At 72.1% G+C, this 13514-nt stretch carries 14 protein-coding genes; 6 read left to right on the forward strand and 8 right to left on the reverse strand.

Annotation, left to right across the window (positions count from 1 at the left end; genetic code table 11):
• Positions 1-62: 62 nt before the first annotated feature.
• The 7 genes from mnhG to BOSE127_RS00140 all read right to left on the reverse strand — a co-directional run bounded on the left by mnhG (position 63) and on the right by BOSE127_RS00140 (position 7190).
• Complete coding sequence (gene mnhG, locus BOSE127_RS00110) at positions 63-410, reverse strand: monovalent cation/H(+) antiporter subunit G (protein ID WP_042539882.1); 348 nt, start codon at positions 408-410, stop codon at positions 63-65.
• Between the two features lie 5 nt (positions 411-415).
• Positions 416-754, reverse strand: a complete 339-nt coding sequence (locus BOSE127_RS00115; protein WP_152427286.1) for a sodium:proton antiporter — start codon at positions 752-754, stop codon at positions 416-418.
• Positions 751-1332, reverse strand: coding sequence for a Na+/H+ antiporter subunit E (locus BOSE127_RS00120; protein WP_017887555.1), 582 nt, complete (start codon positions 1330-1332; stop codon positions 751-753). Before BOSE127_RS00120 ends, BOSE127_RS00115 begins: the two co-directional genes overlap by 4 nt.
• Complete coding sequence (locus BOSE127_RS00125; RefSeq protein WP_017887554.1) at positions 1329-3020, reverse strand: Na+/H+ antiporter subunit D; 1692 nt, start codon at positions 3018-3020, stop codon at positions 1329-1331. The genes BOSE127_RS00120 and BOSE127_RS00125 overlap by 4 nt, the downstream gene beginning before the upstream one ends.
• Positions 3017-3427, reverse strand: a complete 411-nt coding sequence (locus BOSE127_RS00130; RefSeq protein WP_017887553.1) for a Na(+)/H(+) antiporter subunit C — start codon at positions 3425-3427, stop codon at positions 3017-3019. The genes BOSE127_RS00125 and BOSE127_RS00130 overlap by 4 nt, the downstream gene beginning before the upstream one ends.
• Entirely contained in the window at positions 3424-6336 is a 2913-nt protein-coding gene (locus BOSE127_RS00135) for a Na+/H+ antiporter subunit A (protein ID WP_159555932.1), read from the reverse strand. Before BOSE127_RS00135 ends, BOSE127_RS00130 begins: the two co-directional genes overlap by 4 nt.
• 101 nt (positions 6337-6437) lie before the next feature.
• The gene (locus BOSE127_RS00140) at positions 6438-7190 is read right to left on the reverse strand and encodes an SDR family NAD(P)-dependent oxidoreductase (protein WP_159555933.1); all 753 of its coding nucleotides are present in this window, start codon (positions 7188-7190) and stop codon (positions 6438-6440) included.
• 45 nt (positions 7191-7235) lie between these two features.
• On the opposite strand from BOSE127_RS00140, the gene BOSE127_RS00145 reads away from it, so the two are divergent.
• The 6 genes from BOSE127_RS00145 (at position 7236) to BOSE127_RS00170 (ending at position 12376) form a co-directional block, all read left to right on the forward strand.
• On the forward strand, positions 7236-7958 hold the full coding sequence (locus tag BOSE127_RS00145; protein ID WP_071251761.1) for an SDR family oxidoreductase: 723 nt from the start codon (positions 7236-7238) through the stop codon (positions 7956-7958).
• A complete protein-coding gene (locus tag BOSE127_RS00150) occupies positions 7955-8614 on the forward strand; it encodes a FadR/GntR family transcriptional regulator (protein ID WP_159555934.1) in 660 nt (219 codons plus the stop codon). The genes BOSE127_RS00145 and BOSE127_RS00150 overlap by 4 nt, the downstream gene beginning before the upstream one ends.
• Before the next feature lie 68 nt (positions 8615-8682).
• A complete protein-coding gene (locus tag BOSE127_RS00155) occupies positions 8683-9303 on the forward strand; it encodes a DedA family protein (protein WP_042539863.1) in 621 nt (206 codons plus the stop codon).
• Between the two features lie 10 nt (positions 9304-9313).
• The gene (locus tag BOSE127_RS00160) at positions 9314-10210 is read left to right on the forward strand and encodes an SMP-30/gluconolactonase/LRE family protein (protein WP_159555935.1); all 897 of its coding nucleotides are present in this window, start codon (positions 9314-9316) and stop codon (positions 10208-10210) included.
• Between the two features lie 7 nt (positions 10211-10217).
• A complete protein-coding gene (rlmC, locus tag BOSE127_RS00165) occupies positions 10218-11369 on the forward strand; it encodes a 23S rRNA (uracil(747)-C(5))-methyltransferase RlmC (RefSeq protein WP_017887546.1) in 1152 nt (383 codons plus the stop codon).
• 302 nt (positions 11370-11671) lie between these two features.
• The gene (locus BOSE127_RS00170; protein WP_017887545.1) at positions 11672-12376 is read left to right on the forward strand and encodes a LysM peptidoglycan-binding domain-containing protein; all 705 of its coding nucleotides are present in this window, start codon (positions 11672-11674) and stop codon (positions 12374-12376) included.
• A 73-nt stretch (positions 12377-12449) separates the two neighbouring features.
• On the opposite strand, the gene BOSE127_RS00175 is transcribed toward BOSE127_RS00170, so the two are convergent.
• The gene (locus BOSE127_RS00175; RefSeq protein ID WP_052481906.1) at positions 12450-13493 is read right to left on the reverse strand and encodes an LCP family protein; all 1044 of its coding nucleotides are present in this window, start codon (positions 13491-13493) and stop codon (positions 12450-12452) included.
• Between the last annotated feature and the right edge of the window lie 21 nt (positions 13494-13514).

Raw genomic sequence — 13514 nt, forward strand, 5'->3', positions numbered from 1 at the left:
CCTGACGGACGGGAGGCCCGTGGCGACGCCGCCACGGGCCTCCCGTCCGTCAAGTGCCTGCGTCAGGACTCCGTGTCGTCGACGAGCAGGTCCTCGTGCCGGTAGTCGTCGGCTCGCAGGCCGGCGCGGGCGATCATGTGCGTCGAGACCGGCACCAGGAACAGCTGGAACACCATGATCGGCAGGACGACCCAGAACGCCGTCCACGTCCACACCGCGACGACGATCGCGGCCAGCGCGAGGGCGAGCCCGAGCACCTGCGGCTTCGCCATCGCGTGCAGACGGACGAGCGGGTCCGGGAACCGGACGATGCCGACCCCTGCCCCGAGCGACAGCAGGGACCCGACGAGCAACAGCCCGACGGCGATCCAGGCCCGGATGCCGGCGTCGTCGACGAACGACTCGATCATCTCGATCACGACTGGTCCTCCTCGGCGCGCTCGGGTGTGGTGGCGGTCAGGCCCTCGTCGGACGGGTCCGCCGAGGGGGTGACGGCCCGGGCGACGGCGACGGTGGCGAACACACTCGTCGCCGAGATCACCACGAGCACGGGGATGCCGGTCAGGTCCTGCCGGACGACCATCGCGGCGGCGATCACCACGAGCACGGTCGTCAGCACCATGTCCGACCCGATCATGCGGTCGAGGATGGTCGGACCCCGCACGATGCGGAACACCGCGAGGGCGAACGTCGCCCCCAGGAGCGCGAGCACCAGCGCGACGGCGACGGCCATCACCAGAACGGCGGGGCTCACCGGGTCACCTCCGGCAGCGGCTCGGACAGCTCGGAGACGTCCTGCTTCGACCCGAGTGCACGGATCACCATGGCCTCGATCCGGAGTGCCATCCGGCGTTCGTCGTCGACCTGTTCCAGGCGCTCGGTGTCGAGCACGTGGAGCAGCAGCCGGCGGCGCCGCAGGTCGACGTCGGCGACGTACGAACCGGGCACGAGCGAGACCGCGAGGGTGGCGAGCGTGAAGGTCATCTCGGACGTGGAGTGCAGCTGCACGAGCGTGATCGAGCTGCGCCGCACACCGCGCGGGCGGAACGCGACCCAGGCGACCCGGAACGACGCCACGATGACCAGCCCGGACCACACCACCAGGAACCGCAGCACGTGCACGATCGAGAACCGCGCGGACAACGGGACCGGCGGGAGCGGCAGCGCCTGGGTGACGATGAGCGCCACGACGATGCCGCAGAGCAGCGTCAGCGGGGTCCACGACCCCCAGAGCAGCGCCCACAGCACGGTGAGCCCCGCGACCAGGGGCACGTCGTAGCGCCACGCCAGTGCGATCCGCCTGGCGTTCGAGATGCGGCGGACGTCGGTCATCGCTCACCTCCGAGCACGGCCTGCACGTAGCGGTCGGGTGACTCCAGCGACTCCGCTGCGCGGGTCGCGTAGCCGTAGAGCGGGCCGGCGACGACGGTCAGGGCGACGGACCCGAGCACCGCGACGGTCGTCACGCCGACGAGCATGCGCGGCAGGCGCACCTTCTCGGGGGCCTCGCCGACCGCCTCGGTCGCGCCGGTGGTCGGACTGGAGGCGGTGGCCGCGTGCGGTGCGTCGGTGACCGTCACCGAGCCTCCCGGGTGGTACGCCTCGCCCGTCTCCTCGGAGACGGTGAGCGGCGCCGGTTCCGGCGACCGCAGGTGGGCGTGCGGTTCGGCGCTCGTCGCGTGCGGGGCCGCGGCCTCGGCCGCGGGCTTCGGCCGCCAGAAGGCGGCGTCCCAGACCCGCATCAGCGCGTACAGGGTGAGCAGCGAGGTGACGACGCCGGCGCCGATGGTGACGTACGCCATCGGGGACCCGTCCTCGGCGGCGGCGCGGAACAGGCCGAGCTTGCCGATGAAGCCGGAGAACGGCGGGATGCCACCCAGGTTGAACGCGGGGATCAGGTACAGGGCGGCCAGCAGTGGTGCGGCCTTCAGCAGTCCGCCGAGCGACCGGGTCGAGGTCGTCCCGCCGACGCGTTCCATCAGGCCGGACACCAGGAACAGCGTGGTCTGCACGACGATGTGGTGCACCGTGTAGAACACCGCGGCCGCCGTGCCCGCGACGGTGCCGAGGCCGACGCCCATCACCATGAAGCCGATGTGGCTGATCAGCGTGAAGGACAGCAGTCGTTTGACGTCCGTCTGCGACACCGCGCCGAGCACCCCGACCACCATCGTCAGCGCCGCGACCACCAGCAGCACCTCGTTGAGCTGTGGCCGCGGGAAGATCACCGTCTCGAGCCGGATGATCGCGTAGATGCCGACCTTCGTCAGCAGGCCCGCGAAGACCGCCGTGACCGGTGCCGGGGCCGTCGGGTACGAGTCCGGCAGCCAGAACGCCAGCGGGAACACCGCCGCCTTGATGCCGAACCCGATCAGCAGCATCGTGTGCAGGAGCAGCTGCACGTGCTCCGGAAGGTCGGCGACGCGTTCGCTGATCTGGGCGATGTTCACTGTGCCGGTGGCGCCGTAGACCAGGCCGATGGCGGCGAGGAAGATCGCCGACGCGATCAGGCTCGTGACGATGTACGTCGTGCCCGCCCGGACACGCTGTTCACTGCCGCCCAGCGTGATGAGCACGTAGCTCGCCACCAGCAGCATCTCGAACGCGACGTACAGGTTGAACAGGTCGCCGGCGATGAACGAGTCGAGCACACCCGCCGCGAGCACCAGGTAGGTCGGGTAGAAGATCGTGACCGGGGCGTCCTCGTCGTCGGCGGCCAGGCCCTGCCCGATCGAGAACAGCAGGACGAGCAGCAACACGCTCGCACTGACGGTGAGCAGCAGGGCGCTCAGCCGGTCGACGACGAGCGAGATGCCGTAGGGGGCGTCCCAGCCGCCGACCTGCACCACGATCGTGCCGTGCCGGTCGACCAGGACCATGAGCGTGGCGGCGACGGCCAGGGCCACGACGAGCACCACGACGGTGATCGCGCGCTGGAGCTTCTGGTGCCGGAGGAGTCCGAGCGCGACCGCGGCACCGAGCAGCGGGACGAGGACGAGGAGCGGGACGAGCCAGGTCATCGGGTCGCCTCCTGTTCTGCGTCGGTGGTGGTCTCCGGGTCCTCGTCGGCCGGCTCGTCGCGGTCGCGGCCGATCGCGGCGTCGGCCTCGTCGACCTCGACCTCGTCGGCACGGGACAGCTGCCACGACCGGTGGATCAGGGCGAGCAGGAACGCACTGACGGCGAAGGTGATGACGATCGCGGTCAGGGCGAACGCCTGGGGGAGCGGGTCGGTGATGCCCTCGGCGCTCTTGCCGATCGGCGGGTCGCCCGCGGCACCGGACATCACCAGCAGCAGCAGGTTGAGCGAGTTGCCGAGCAGCAGGAAGCCGAGGAGCATCCGCGTCAGGGAGCGTTCGAGCAGCAGGTAGACGCCGCACGAGAACAGCACCGCCATGGCGATCACGAGGACGAGGGTGACGGTCACGTGGCGCTCCCTTCCGGGGTGGGGGCATCGAGGGTGTCGCCGACGGACTCCTCGGTGGTGTCGCGTGTCGGGGTCGAGGCGTCCTCGAGGCGCTGCCGGTCGACCTCGGCCCCGAGACTGCGGAGGACGTCGAGCACCAGGCCGACGACGACCAGGTACACGCCGATGTCGAAGAACGTTGCGGTGACGAACTCGACGTGGCCGAGGACCGGGACGGTGGCCTCGAAGAACTCGGAGTACAGGGCTTCGCGGCCGAAGAACAGCGGCACGATCGCGGTGATCGCGGCCGTCGCGACCCCCAGGCCGAGCAGGCGACCGGCGCGCACCGGGGCCGCGGCGCCGAGTTCGGCCGGTCCGCCGGCCAGGTAGCGGGCCGCGAGCGCGATGCCGGCGACCAGGCCACCGGCGAACCCGCCACCGGCGGCGTTGTGCCCGGCGAACAGCAGGTAGACCGACAGCACGATCAGGCCGTGGAACAGCAACCGGACGACCACGTCGAGCAGTGCCGAGCGCCCGGTCGGGATCGCGGCGCTCGTCGGTAGCCAGGCGCGGGGCTCACCGTCGGTGCGCTCGCCGTTCGCGGTCAGGGTCTCGGGCAGGTCGCGCAGCCGGGGCAGGGTGTCCTCGCGCGAGTTCACGAAGATCAGGCTCGCGACACCGGTGGCCGCGGCGACCACGACGGTGAGTTCACCGAGGGTGTCCCAGCCGCGCAGGTCGACGAGGGCGACGTTCACCACGTTGAGACCGTGCCCGAACGAGCTCGTCAGCGCGGGCAGGTCCGGCCAGAGGGGACGCGCGGTGCGGGCCGAGGCGGCGACGACGACGACGATCGCGAGCGTCAGCCCCGCCAGCCCGGCGAACAGGGCCCGCACGATGCGGAACCGCGACGGGTTCGTCGTCGCGATGCGCGGGGGCAGTCGGCGCAGGACCAGGACGAAGGCGATCAGGGTGACCGTCTCGACCACGAGCTGCGTCAGGGCGAGGTCGACCGCGCCGTGCAGGACGAACAGCACCGACAGGCCGTAGCCCGTGACGCCGACCAGGACGGCGGCGGCGAACCGGGTCTTCGCCGTGAGCACCGCGATGCCGGCGATCGACATCACGATCATCACCGGGATCTGGCCCCACGAGTCGGCGAAGCGGACGTGGAACTCCCACGGACCACCGAGCACCAGGTTGGCGAGCGCCCCGGCGACGAACACCGACAGGATCACCGTCAGGTAGTAGGGGAGCGAGCCGCGCTGCAGGCTTGCCGTGAGCCCGGTCGCTCCGCGGTCGAGCAGCCGCATGCCGTGCCGGTACGTGCCCGCGGCGCTCGGGAACCCGGCGAGCCGGTGCTGGATCGCCTCGACCGGTCGGCGCAGGGCGAACAGTGCGAGGCCGCCGACCAGGGTGATCGCGGACAGGCCGAGCGCGGGCTCCAGGCCGTGCCAGAGCGCGAGGTGCGGGACCGCTCCGCCGCCGAGCGCCGCGGTCGTCGCAGCGGGCTCGATGCCGTGCGCGACCACCGGGGTGAGCAGGCCGAGGGCGAGGCCGGTGAGCGCGAGGACCGAGGGGACGACGGCGAGGCCGTGCAGGGCGTGCGGCTCGGTGGTCGCGACGCCGGGCTTCCGGGCGAAGGCGCCCCACAGGAAGCGCAGCGAGTACGCCACGGTGAGCACCGAGCCGACGGTCACGCCGGCCAGGGCGAACCACGCCCAGCCGGCGTCGGGGCCGTGCAGCGACTCGGTGAAGCCGGTCAGCACGGCTTCCTTCGCGACGAACCCGATCGTGGGCGGGATCCCGGCCATCGACACCAGCGCGAGCACCGCGACGACCGCCAGCCACGGGCGGGCACGGCCGAGCCCGCTGAGCCGACCGAGGTCGCGCGTGCCGGCGACGTGGTCGATCGCACCGACGACCAGGAAGAGCGTGGACTTGAAGGCGGCGTGCGCCACGAGCAGCGCGACCCCGCCGAGGGCGACCGCGGGGGCGCCCCATCCGGCGGCGAGCACGAGGAACCCGAGCTGGGCCACGGTGCCGTAGGCGAGCAGGAGCTTCAGGTCGGTCTGGCGCAGCGCCCGGTACCCACCGACGAGCATCCCGGCGACACCGAGCAGCGTGATGGTCTCGCGCCAGCCGTCGAGCAGCGCGAACGCGGGGGCGAGCCGGGCCACCAGGTAGATGCCGGCCTTCACCATCGCCGCGGCGTGCAGGTACGCGCTGACCGGGGTGGGCGCGGCCATCGCGGCGGGCAGCCAGAAGTGGAACGGCACGATCGCCGACTTCGTCAGTGCTCCGAGCAGCACCAGGACCACCGACACCGAGACGACCGTGCCGCTCGGGGGGTCGGCGACGATCCCGGACAGCGACGTCGTACCCGCTGCGACCGAGAGCATCACGAGGCCCGCGAGCATCGCCAGGCCGCCGGCGGTGGTCACCACCAGCGCCTGCATGGCGGCGGCACGGCTGGCGCGCTTCGCAGCGTCGTGCCCGATGAGCAGGTAGGAGAAGACCGTCGTGGCCTCCCACAGGACGAACAGCACGATCACGTCGTCGGCGATCACGAGCCCGTACATCGAGCCGGCGAAGGCGGTCAGGACCCCGGCGAACCGACCGAGCCCGGGTTCGTCCCGCTCGAAGTACGAGGCGCAGTAGACCAGCACCAACGCGCCGACGATCGACACCACGAGGGCGAGGACCCACGACAGGGCGTCCATCCGCAGCGTGACGTCGAGGTCGAGCTGGGAGACCCACTGGTGCCGTTCGACGACGCTGCCGTGCAGGGCGGCGTCGGTCTGGGCGATCGTCAGCACCGCGGCGGCGGCAGGGGCGAGGGCTGCGACGAAGAAGACGCGGCGCCCGAGGACGGGGGTCAGTGCGGGGACGATCAGGGCGACGATCGCGAACGCGACGAGGACGAAGACCATCGGGCACCTCCTCGGGGTCGGGCGGCAGTCCGGCTCACTGGGCTCTCACAGCTTACGAAGCGAGCCATGTGGAGAACCTGTGCGGCCGGACAGCAGTCCGCTCAGGTCCGACCGTGCGCGCGGGCGGGGATCTGGGTCGCGAGCTTGCCGCCGGAGACGTCGAGCAGGGTGCCCGTGATGTACCCCGAGGCGTCGCTCGCCAGGAAGACGAGCAGGTCGGCGACGTCGTCCGGAGTCTCCCACCGGCGGAGTGACAGCGTGTCCAGCAGACGGTCCTGTGCCTCGGTCGGCATCGTCGCGAAGCCGTTCATCGCCGTCGGCACCATGCCGGGTGCGTACGCGTTCACGGTGATCCCCCACGGGCCGAGCTCGGACGCCAGGACCCGGGTGAACGAGACGACCGCGGCCTTCGACGCCGCGTAGGCCGCGCTCCCGACGCTCGGCACGATCGCCGCGAACGACGCGGCGTTGACGATCCGACCGCGCCCGGCCGCCTGCATCACCGGTGCGACGGCCTGGCTCATCAGGAACGTGCCACCGAGGTTGACGTCCATGCAGCGGCGCCAGGCGTCCCACTGCAGTTCGGCGACCGTGCCCGTGACGTTGATGCCGGCGTTGTTCACCAGGACGTCGATCGTGCCGTGCCGCCCGACGACCTCGTCCACGGCGTCGCGCACGGACGCCGGGTCGGCGACGTTGCACACGACGTGCTCGAGCGGGAAGTCCGGTTCGAAGGCCAGGTCGAGTGCGACGACGCGGCACCCTTCGTCGACGAGACGGTCGGCGAGCGTGCGGCCGATCCCGCGCGCTGCGCCGGTCACGACGACCACGCGGTCGGTCAGGTCGAGGTGCATCGTTGCTCCCGTCGTCGGTGCCTTGAATAGGCATACTATTCGAGCATGACGGATCAGCGTGTGCTCTGGGTCACGGGTGGGGGCAGCGGCATGGGGGCCGCGGGTGCCGAGGCGGCGGCACGGGACGGCTGGACCGTGGTGCTGAGCGGGCGTCGCGCGGACCGACTCGAGCAGGTCGCAGGCGCCATCCGGGCAACCGGCGGGACCGCGGACGTCCTGCCCCTCGACGCGAACGACCCCGCAGCCGTGGCCGCCGCACGTGACGTCGTGCTCGAGCGGCACGGCCGGCTCGACGGACTCCTGCTGGCGGCCGGGCTCAACGCCCCGCGACGCCGGTGGGACGACCAGTCGCTGACCGACTTCCGGGCGATCGTGGACACGAACCTCACCGCGGCCGTCACCGTCGTGGACGCCGCACTGCCGGCACTCCGCTCGTCCGGCGGTGTCGTGGTCGTCGTGTCCTCGTACGCCGGGTGGTCCTTCCAGCCCGGGGCCGGCGTGGCGTACTCGGCGAGCAAGACCGCGCTCGGATCGGTCGTCCGGAGCCTGAACCAGCAGGAGGCCGAGCACGGCGTGCGTGCCACACACCTGTGCCCGGGCGACGTCGCGACGGACTTCCTGGATCAGCGGCCGGAGGTCCCCGACGCGGCCGCCCGCCAGCGCATGCTCCAGCCGGAGGACGTGGGGCGGACCGTCGCCTTCGTGCTCGGGGCGCCGGCTCACGTCCGCGTGGACGAGCTCGTGCTGTCGCCGGTCTCCCAGCGGTGACGAGCACCTTCGATCGGGTCCTCGACCAGGTCGGTGACGCCGTGGTCTCCGGCACCCTGGCCGCGGGGAGCCGCCGGAGCGTCGACGACCTGGTGGCCTGGACGGGTGCCAGTCGCAGCATCGTCCGCGAGGCGGTGCGTGTCCTCGTCGCCCTCGGCCTGCTCACCGCCAGGCGCCGGGTCGGCGTCACCGTCCTCGATGCGGATCGGTGGGACGTCCTGGACCCGCGCGTGGTGCGGTGGCGCCTGCGGGGCCCGGACGGCGACCGGGTCGCGGTCGAACTCCGCGAGCTGCGCGCGGCGGTCGAACCCGCCGCGGCCGCCGCAGCAGCCCGGCGAGCGGCGCTCGACGCCTGTGCGGACCGACGGCAGGCGCTCCGCACCACCGCGGACGAGCTCGCGGCCGCCGCGACCCGCGACGACCGCCCCGACTTCGTGACCGCGGACGTGCGGCTCCACGCGCTCGTGCTCGACCTGTCCGGCAACACGCTGTACCGACGCCTGCACCGGGTCGTGGGCCAGGTCCTGCTGGAACGCGGGAGCATCCGTCCGGACCGGCACGACGTCGGCCTCCACCTCGCGCTCGCCGGTGCCGTGGTGGACGGACGGCCGGACGACGCGGCCGCGGCGATGCGGGCGATCGTCGACCGGACGTGAGCGGCGCGCCGCCGACCTGCGAAGATGGAGGCCGGTGCGCTCCCTCCGGTGCCCGTGGAGGGTGAGTCGTGGACGCAGCACAGGACCTGGTCGTCCAGCTCGTCGGCACCCCGTGGGCCTTCCTCGTGGTCGGCCTGGTGCTCGCCGTCGGCAGCGTGGCGGTCTTCCTCCCCAGCCAGGCACTCGTCGTCGCGATCGGCACGCTCCTGGTCGGTGGCGATGGTGGGCTCGTGCCGGTGCTCTTCCTCGTCGTCGCGGCGTCGATCGGCATGGTCCTCGGCGACCTCGGGCTGTACCACCTGGCTCGCTCCGTCGACCTCGGTTCGCGGTCCTGGTTCGCGCGTCCGAAGGTCCGCGCGGCCCGCGACGCCATCGACGGCCGCTACCGCGCCGCTCCCGGTCGCATCGCGGTGCTCGGACGCTTCATCCCGATGGGCCGGTTGACGACGAACCTGGTCGGCGCGGACAGCGGGCTCGATCTCCGGCGCTTCCTGGTCAGCTGCGTGCTCGCCGACGTCGTGTGGGCCGCGTACTGCGTCGGCATCGCCGCGGCCACCGGGCGCTGGAGCCGCGAGCAGCCCTTCCTCGTCACGACCGTCGCCGTCGTGGCGTCGATCCTGCTCGGCTTCGCGATCTCCGCGATCGAGAAGGCCGTTCGACGACGCAGTGAGGCCGCCGCCGCAGCCTGAGGAAAGTAGTGTGGGCACCCCGTTCGAAGGAGAACCCGTGCTGCTCGACGACCTCGTGCCGGACCCCGACGCGCTCGACCGCATCGCCACCGGCAGCACCTGGGCCGAGGGCCCCTGCTGGATCCCGACCACGCGGACGCTGCGGTGGTCCGACATCCCCGGCGACCGGATCCTGCAGTGGCACGCCGACTCCGGGGAGACCTCGGTGTACGCCGACGGTGTCGAGTTCACCAACGGCCGCACGCTCGACCGCGACGGCAGCGTCGTGCAGTGCTCGCACGGCCTGCGCCGGGTGGAGCGTGACCGCGACGGGGTCGTCACACCGATCGTCGACACGTGGAACGGCGCCCGGTTCAACTCCCCGAACGACGTCGTCGTCGCGCGGGACGGCGGTGTCTGGTTCACCGACCCCGCCTACGGCATCACCCAGCCGCGCGAGGGACACCCCGGCGTCCGCGAGTACGGCGACCACTGGGTGTTCCGGTGCGGACCGGCGGGCGAGGACCTGCGGCCCGTGGCGACCGACCTCGACGAGCCGAACGGCCTGGCGTTCGACCCGGACGAGCGGGTGCTGTACATCGCGAGCTCGTCGGGCGACGAGCCGGTCATCCGCGCGTACGACCGCCGGGGCGACCTGCTGAAGAACGGTCGGGTGTTCGCGCGGCTCGAGCCGGGCGAAGGCGCGCCGGACGGCATCCGGGTCGACGTGCACGGCAACGTCTGGTCGTCGTCCCACCGCGGCGTCGTCGTGTTCGACCCGGCCGGGGCACGCATCGGCGAGGTCGCCGTCCCCGAGGTCACGTCGAACCTGTGCTTCGGTGGCGACGACGGCACGACGCTCTTCCTGACGGCGACGACCTCGGTGTACCGGATCGCCACGACGACGCGGGACGCTGCCGTATCCTGACTCGGCCATGCAGTGCGACTACTTCGACCGCGGGGTGTGCCGGTCGTGCACGCTCATGGGCCAGCCCTACGCCGACCAGGTCCTCGACAAGGAACTCCGGACGCGCGAGCTCCTGCACGACGCCGTCGAGGCCGCCGGGGGTCCCGGTGCGGTCTCCTGGTCACCGGCGATCACGAGCCCGGAGTCGGGGTACCGGAACAAGGCGAAGATGGTCGTCGGCGGGTCCGTCGAGCACCCGACCGTCGGCATCCTCGACCACCGGCAGCGCGGGGTCGACCTGCGGCACTGCGGGATCTGCACCCCCGGCATCCGGCACGCGCTGCCCGTCCTGGCCGGGTTCGTCACCACCGCGGGGCTGATCCCGTACGACGTCGCCGCACGCCGCGGTGAGCTGAAGTACGTCCTGGTCACCGAGTCGCCCGACGGCGAGCTGATGATCCGGTTCGTGCTGCGTTCGGAGGGGCAGCTGCCGCGACTCCGACAGCACCTCGACACCCTGCGCGCCGCGCTGCCGAACGCGGTCGTCGTGACCGCCAACCTGCTGCCCGAGCACAAGGCCGTCACCGAGGGCGACCGCGAGGTCGTGCTCACCGAGCAGGAGACCCTGCCGATGCGCCTCGGCGGGATCACGATGCACCTGCGGCCGCAGAGCTTCTTCCAGACGAACACCGGCGTCGCGACCGAGCTGTACGCGCAGGCCTCGACCTGGATCGACGAACTCGATCCCGCGTCGATGTGGGACCTGTACTGCGGCGTCGGCGGGTTCGCGCTGCACGCCGCTCGTCCCGGCCGCGCGGTGACCGGCATCGAGTCGAGCGCCGAGGCGATCCGCTCGGCGAAGCAGTCGGCGCGTGAGGCCGGGCTCGAGGGCGTCCGGTTCGCCGCCGACGACGCCACGGAGCACGCCCTCCGGACCCGTCCGGATGCGGTGCCCGAACTCGTCGTGGTGAACCCGCCGCGTCGCGGGATCGGCGAGCGGTTGTCGACCTGGCTCGAGGAGTCGGACGTGCAGCACGTCGTCTACTCGAGCTGCAACCCGGTGACCCTGGCGAAGGACCTGGCCCGCATGCCGTCGTTCCGGCTCCGACGGGCCCGGGTGCTCGACATGTTCCCGCAGACCGGCCATCTCGAGGCCGTCACGCTCCTGTCGCGGGCGTGATCCGGGCCTCCCGGTCGTCATTGCCAGGGAATTGCCAAGGTGACGTACCCGGGTACGGGTCGATGACCATGGCCATGGGAATCGAGGCGTACAGGTTTCCGCCAGGGGTACATAGCATGAACGGGTAGAACCGTTTGTCTCAGTTTGATAACGGTGAAGAGTTTCCTATGGTTGCCGACCGAGGTGCCGCCGGCCCGATGACCACTGCCCCCGGTGGCGCACCCCACAACTGACCGCGATCGGTCGGGGTGGGCAGTGGATCCCGCAGCAGATGCGGCTCGTGACCCCGGTGGAGCAATCACATGAAGAAGCTTTCCCGTACCCGCACCATCGTCGGCGGCCTGGCGTTCGCCGGCATCGCCGCGACCGGTGTCGGCCTCGCGGCAACCCCCGCGAACGCAGCGTCCGGTTCGACCTGGGACCAGCTCGCGCAGTGCGAGTCCGGCGGCAACTGGGCCATCAACACCGGCAACGGCTACTACGGCGGCCTGCAGTTCAACCTCGGCACCTGGCAGGCGAACGGTGGCGCTGGCAACCCCGCCTCCGCCAGCCGCGAGGCCCAGATCGCCGTCGCCGAGCGCGTCCTCGCCTCGCAGGGCTGGGGTGCCTGGCCCGCATGCTCCGCCCAGCTCGGACTGAGCGGCACCAGCGGTGCGGCTCCCGCAGCGGCCGCGCCGGCGCCCGCGCCGGCTCCGGCTCCGGCCGAGCAGGCCGCCCCGCAGCCGGCGGCTCCGGCTCCGGCCCCCGCCGAGCAGGCTGCCCCGCAGCAGGCCGCGCCGAGCACCACCGAGTCGACGCCGGCCCCGGCAGCGACCACGCCGAGCAAGCCGGCCCCGGTCAAGACGAGCGGCAAGACGTACACGATCGCCTCGGGTGACACGCTCGACACGATCGCGACGAAGCTCAAGATCGAGGGCGGCTGGAAGCAGCTCTGGGCCGCGAACACGTCGACCATCGACGACGCGAACCTGATCTACTCCGGCCAGGAGCTCCAGCTCCCCGCCTGATCTCTCCGCAGACCGAACACGACGACGCCCCACGACCTCGAGTCGTGGGGCGTCGTCGTGCGCGAGGCGGGGGCTACTGCGGGTTGTCGGTGAGCCAGCCGGCGACGTCGTCGGAGCGGAGCGCCTGGGACAGCGAGGAGACCTCGAGCCCGTTCAGCCTGACGATCGACTGCCCGTCCGGCGAGGTGCCGGAGCCCGCGGTCGGCACCGTGAAGGTCACCAGGTCGTCTGCCCCGACACCTCGGAGCGACCAGCCCAGTCCGACCAGTCGTGAGAACGACAGGCCCGCGTCGACCGACAGGTGCTCGCTCGTCGCGGTGACGAAGTCCTGGATGCGCCCGGGGTTCGTGACGGTGTCGCGGGACAGCAGCCCGTCCACGACGCCGCGCATGAACGCCTGCTGGTTGCGGACGCGGGTGTGGTCGGCGTCGGCGAAGGCGTAACGCTCCCGGACGAAGGCGAGCGCGGCGGCCCCGTCGAGCCGGTTCGCCCCGGTGGTGAAGTCGTGGCCCCGCGCCGAGAACGCCACGGGTGAGTCGACCGTGACACCGCCGAGGGCATCGGTCATGTCCTCGAACCCGGCGAAGTCGATCTCGGCAACGTGGTCGATCCGGACGTCCAGGAGCTGTTCGACGGTCTGGGTGGTGAGGGCGACCCCGCCCCAGGAGTACGCGGCGTTGATCTTCGCCCGCCCGTGTCCGGGGACCTCGACCCACGAGTCACGCATGATCGACATGAGGTACACGTGCTGTCGATCGGCGGGGACGTGCGCGAGCATCAGCGTGTCCGACCGCCCGCCGAGTTCGGGCTGTGCACCCTCGGGGCCGCCCTGTGCGCGGGCGTCGGACCCGATGAGCAGGATGTTCTCGCCGCCCGTGGCGCTGGGCCGCGCTCCGTCGGGGAACGGGTCGGCGATGGTGTCACGACCGGCGTCGAAGCTCCGCGCGAGCCCGCCGACGAAGACACTCGCGACGACGGCGACCACGACGGCGATGCCGACGAGTGAGCCGAGCGTCGCCACCAGGGCGACCAGGAAGGGCCGTCGCCGGCGCGTGCTGCGGATGGCGGTGCGGTGGGCGTGGTCAGCGGCCGCCCGGGCTGCGCGACGTTCGGACATGCGGGGGACTCCTGCGGGTTC

The organism is Curtobacterium sp. 8I-2, from assembly GCF_902506155.1.
In the GTDB taxonomy this organism is placed as follows: Bacteria; Actinomycetota; Actinomycetes; order Actinomycetales; family Microbacteriaceae; genus Curtobacterium; species Curtobacterium poinsettiae.

Coding starts and splice junctions, on each gene's coding strand:
- mnhG (WP_042539882.1), bottom strand. CDS start 410: ATGATCGAGTCGTTCGTCGACGACGCCGGCATCCGGGCCTGGATCGCC.
- BOSE127_RS00120 (WP_017887555.1), bottom strand. CDS start 1,332: ATGACCGACGTCCGCCGCATCTCGAACGCCAGGCGGATCGCACTGGCG.
- BOSE127_RS00125 (WP_017887554.1), bottom strand. CDS start 3,020: ATGACCTGGCTCGTCCCGCTCCTCGTCCTCGTCCCGCTGCTCGGTGCC.
- BOSE127_RS00135 (WP_159555932.1), bottom strand. CDS start 6,336: ATGGTCTTCGTCCTCGTCGCGTTCGCGATCGTCGCCCTGATCGTCCCC.
- BOSE127_RS00140 (WP_159555933.1), bottom strand. CDS start 7,190: ATGCACCTCGACCTGACCGACCGCGTGGTCGTCGTGACCGGCGCAGCG.
- BOSE127_RS00145 (WP_071251761.1), top strand. CDS start 7,236: ATGACGGATCAGCGTGTGCTCTGGGTCACGGGTGGGGGCAGCGGCATG.
- rlmC (WP_017887546.1), top strand. CDS start 10,218: ATGCAGTGCGACTACTTCGACCGCGGGGTGTGCCGGTCGTGCACGCTC.
- BOSE127_RS00170 (WP_017887545.1), top strand. CDS start 11,672: ATGAAGAAGCTTTCCCGTACCCGCACCATCGTCGGCGGCCTGGCGTTC.
- BOSE127_RS00175 (WP_052481906.1), bottom strand. CDS start 13,493: ATGTCCGAACGTCGCGCAGCCCGGGCGGCCGCTGACCACGCCCACCGC.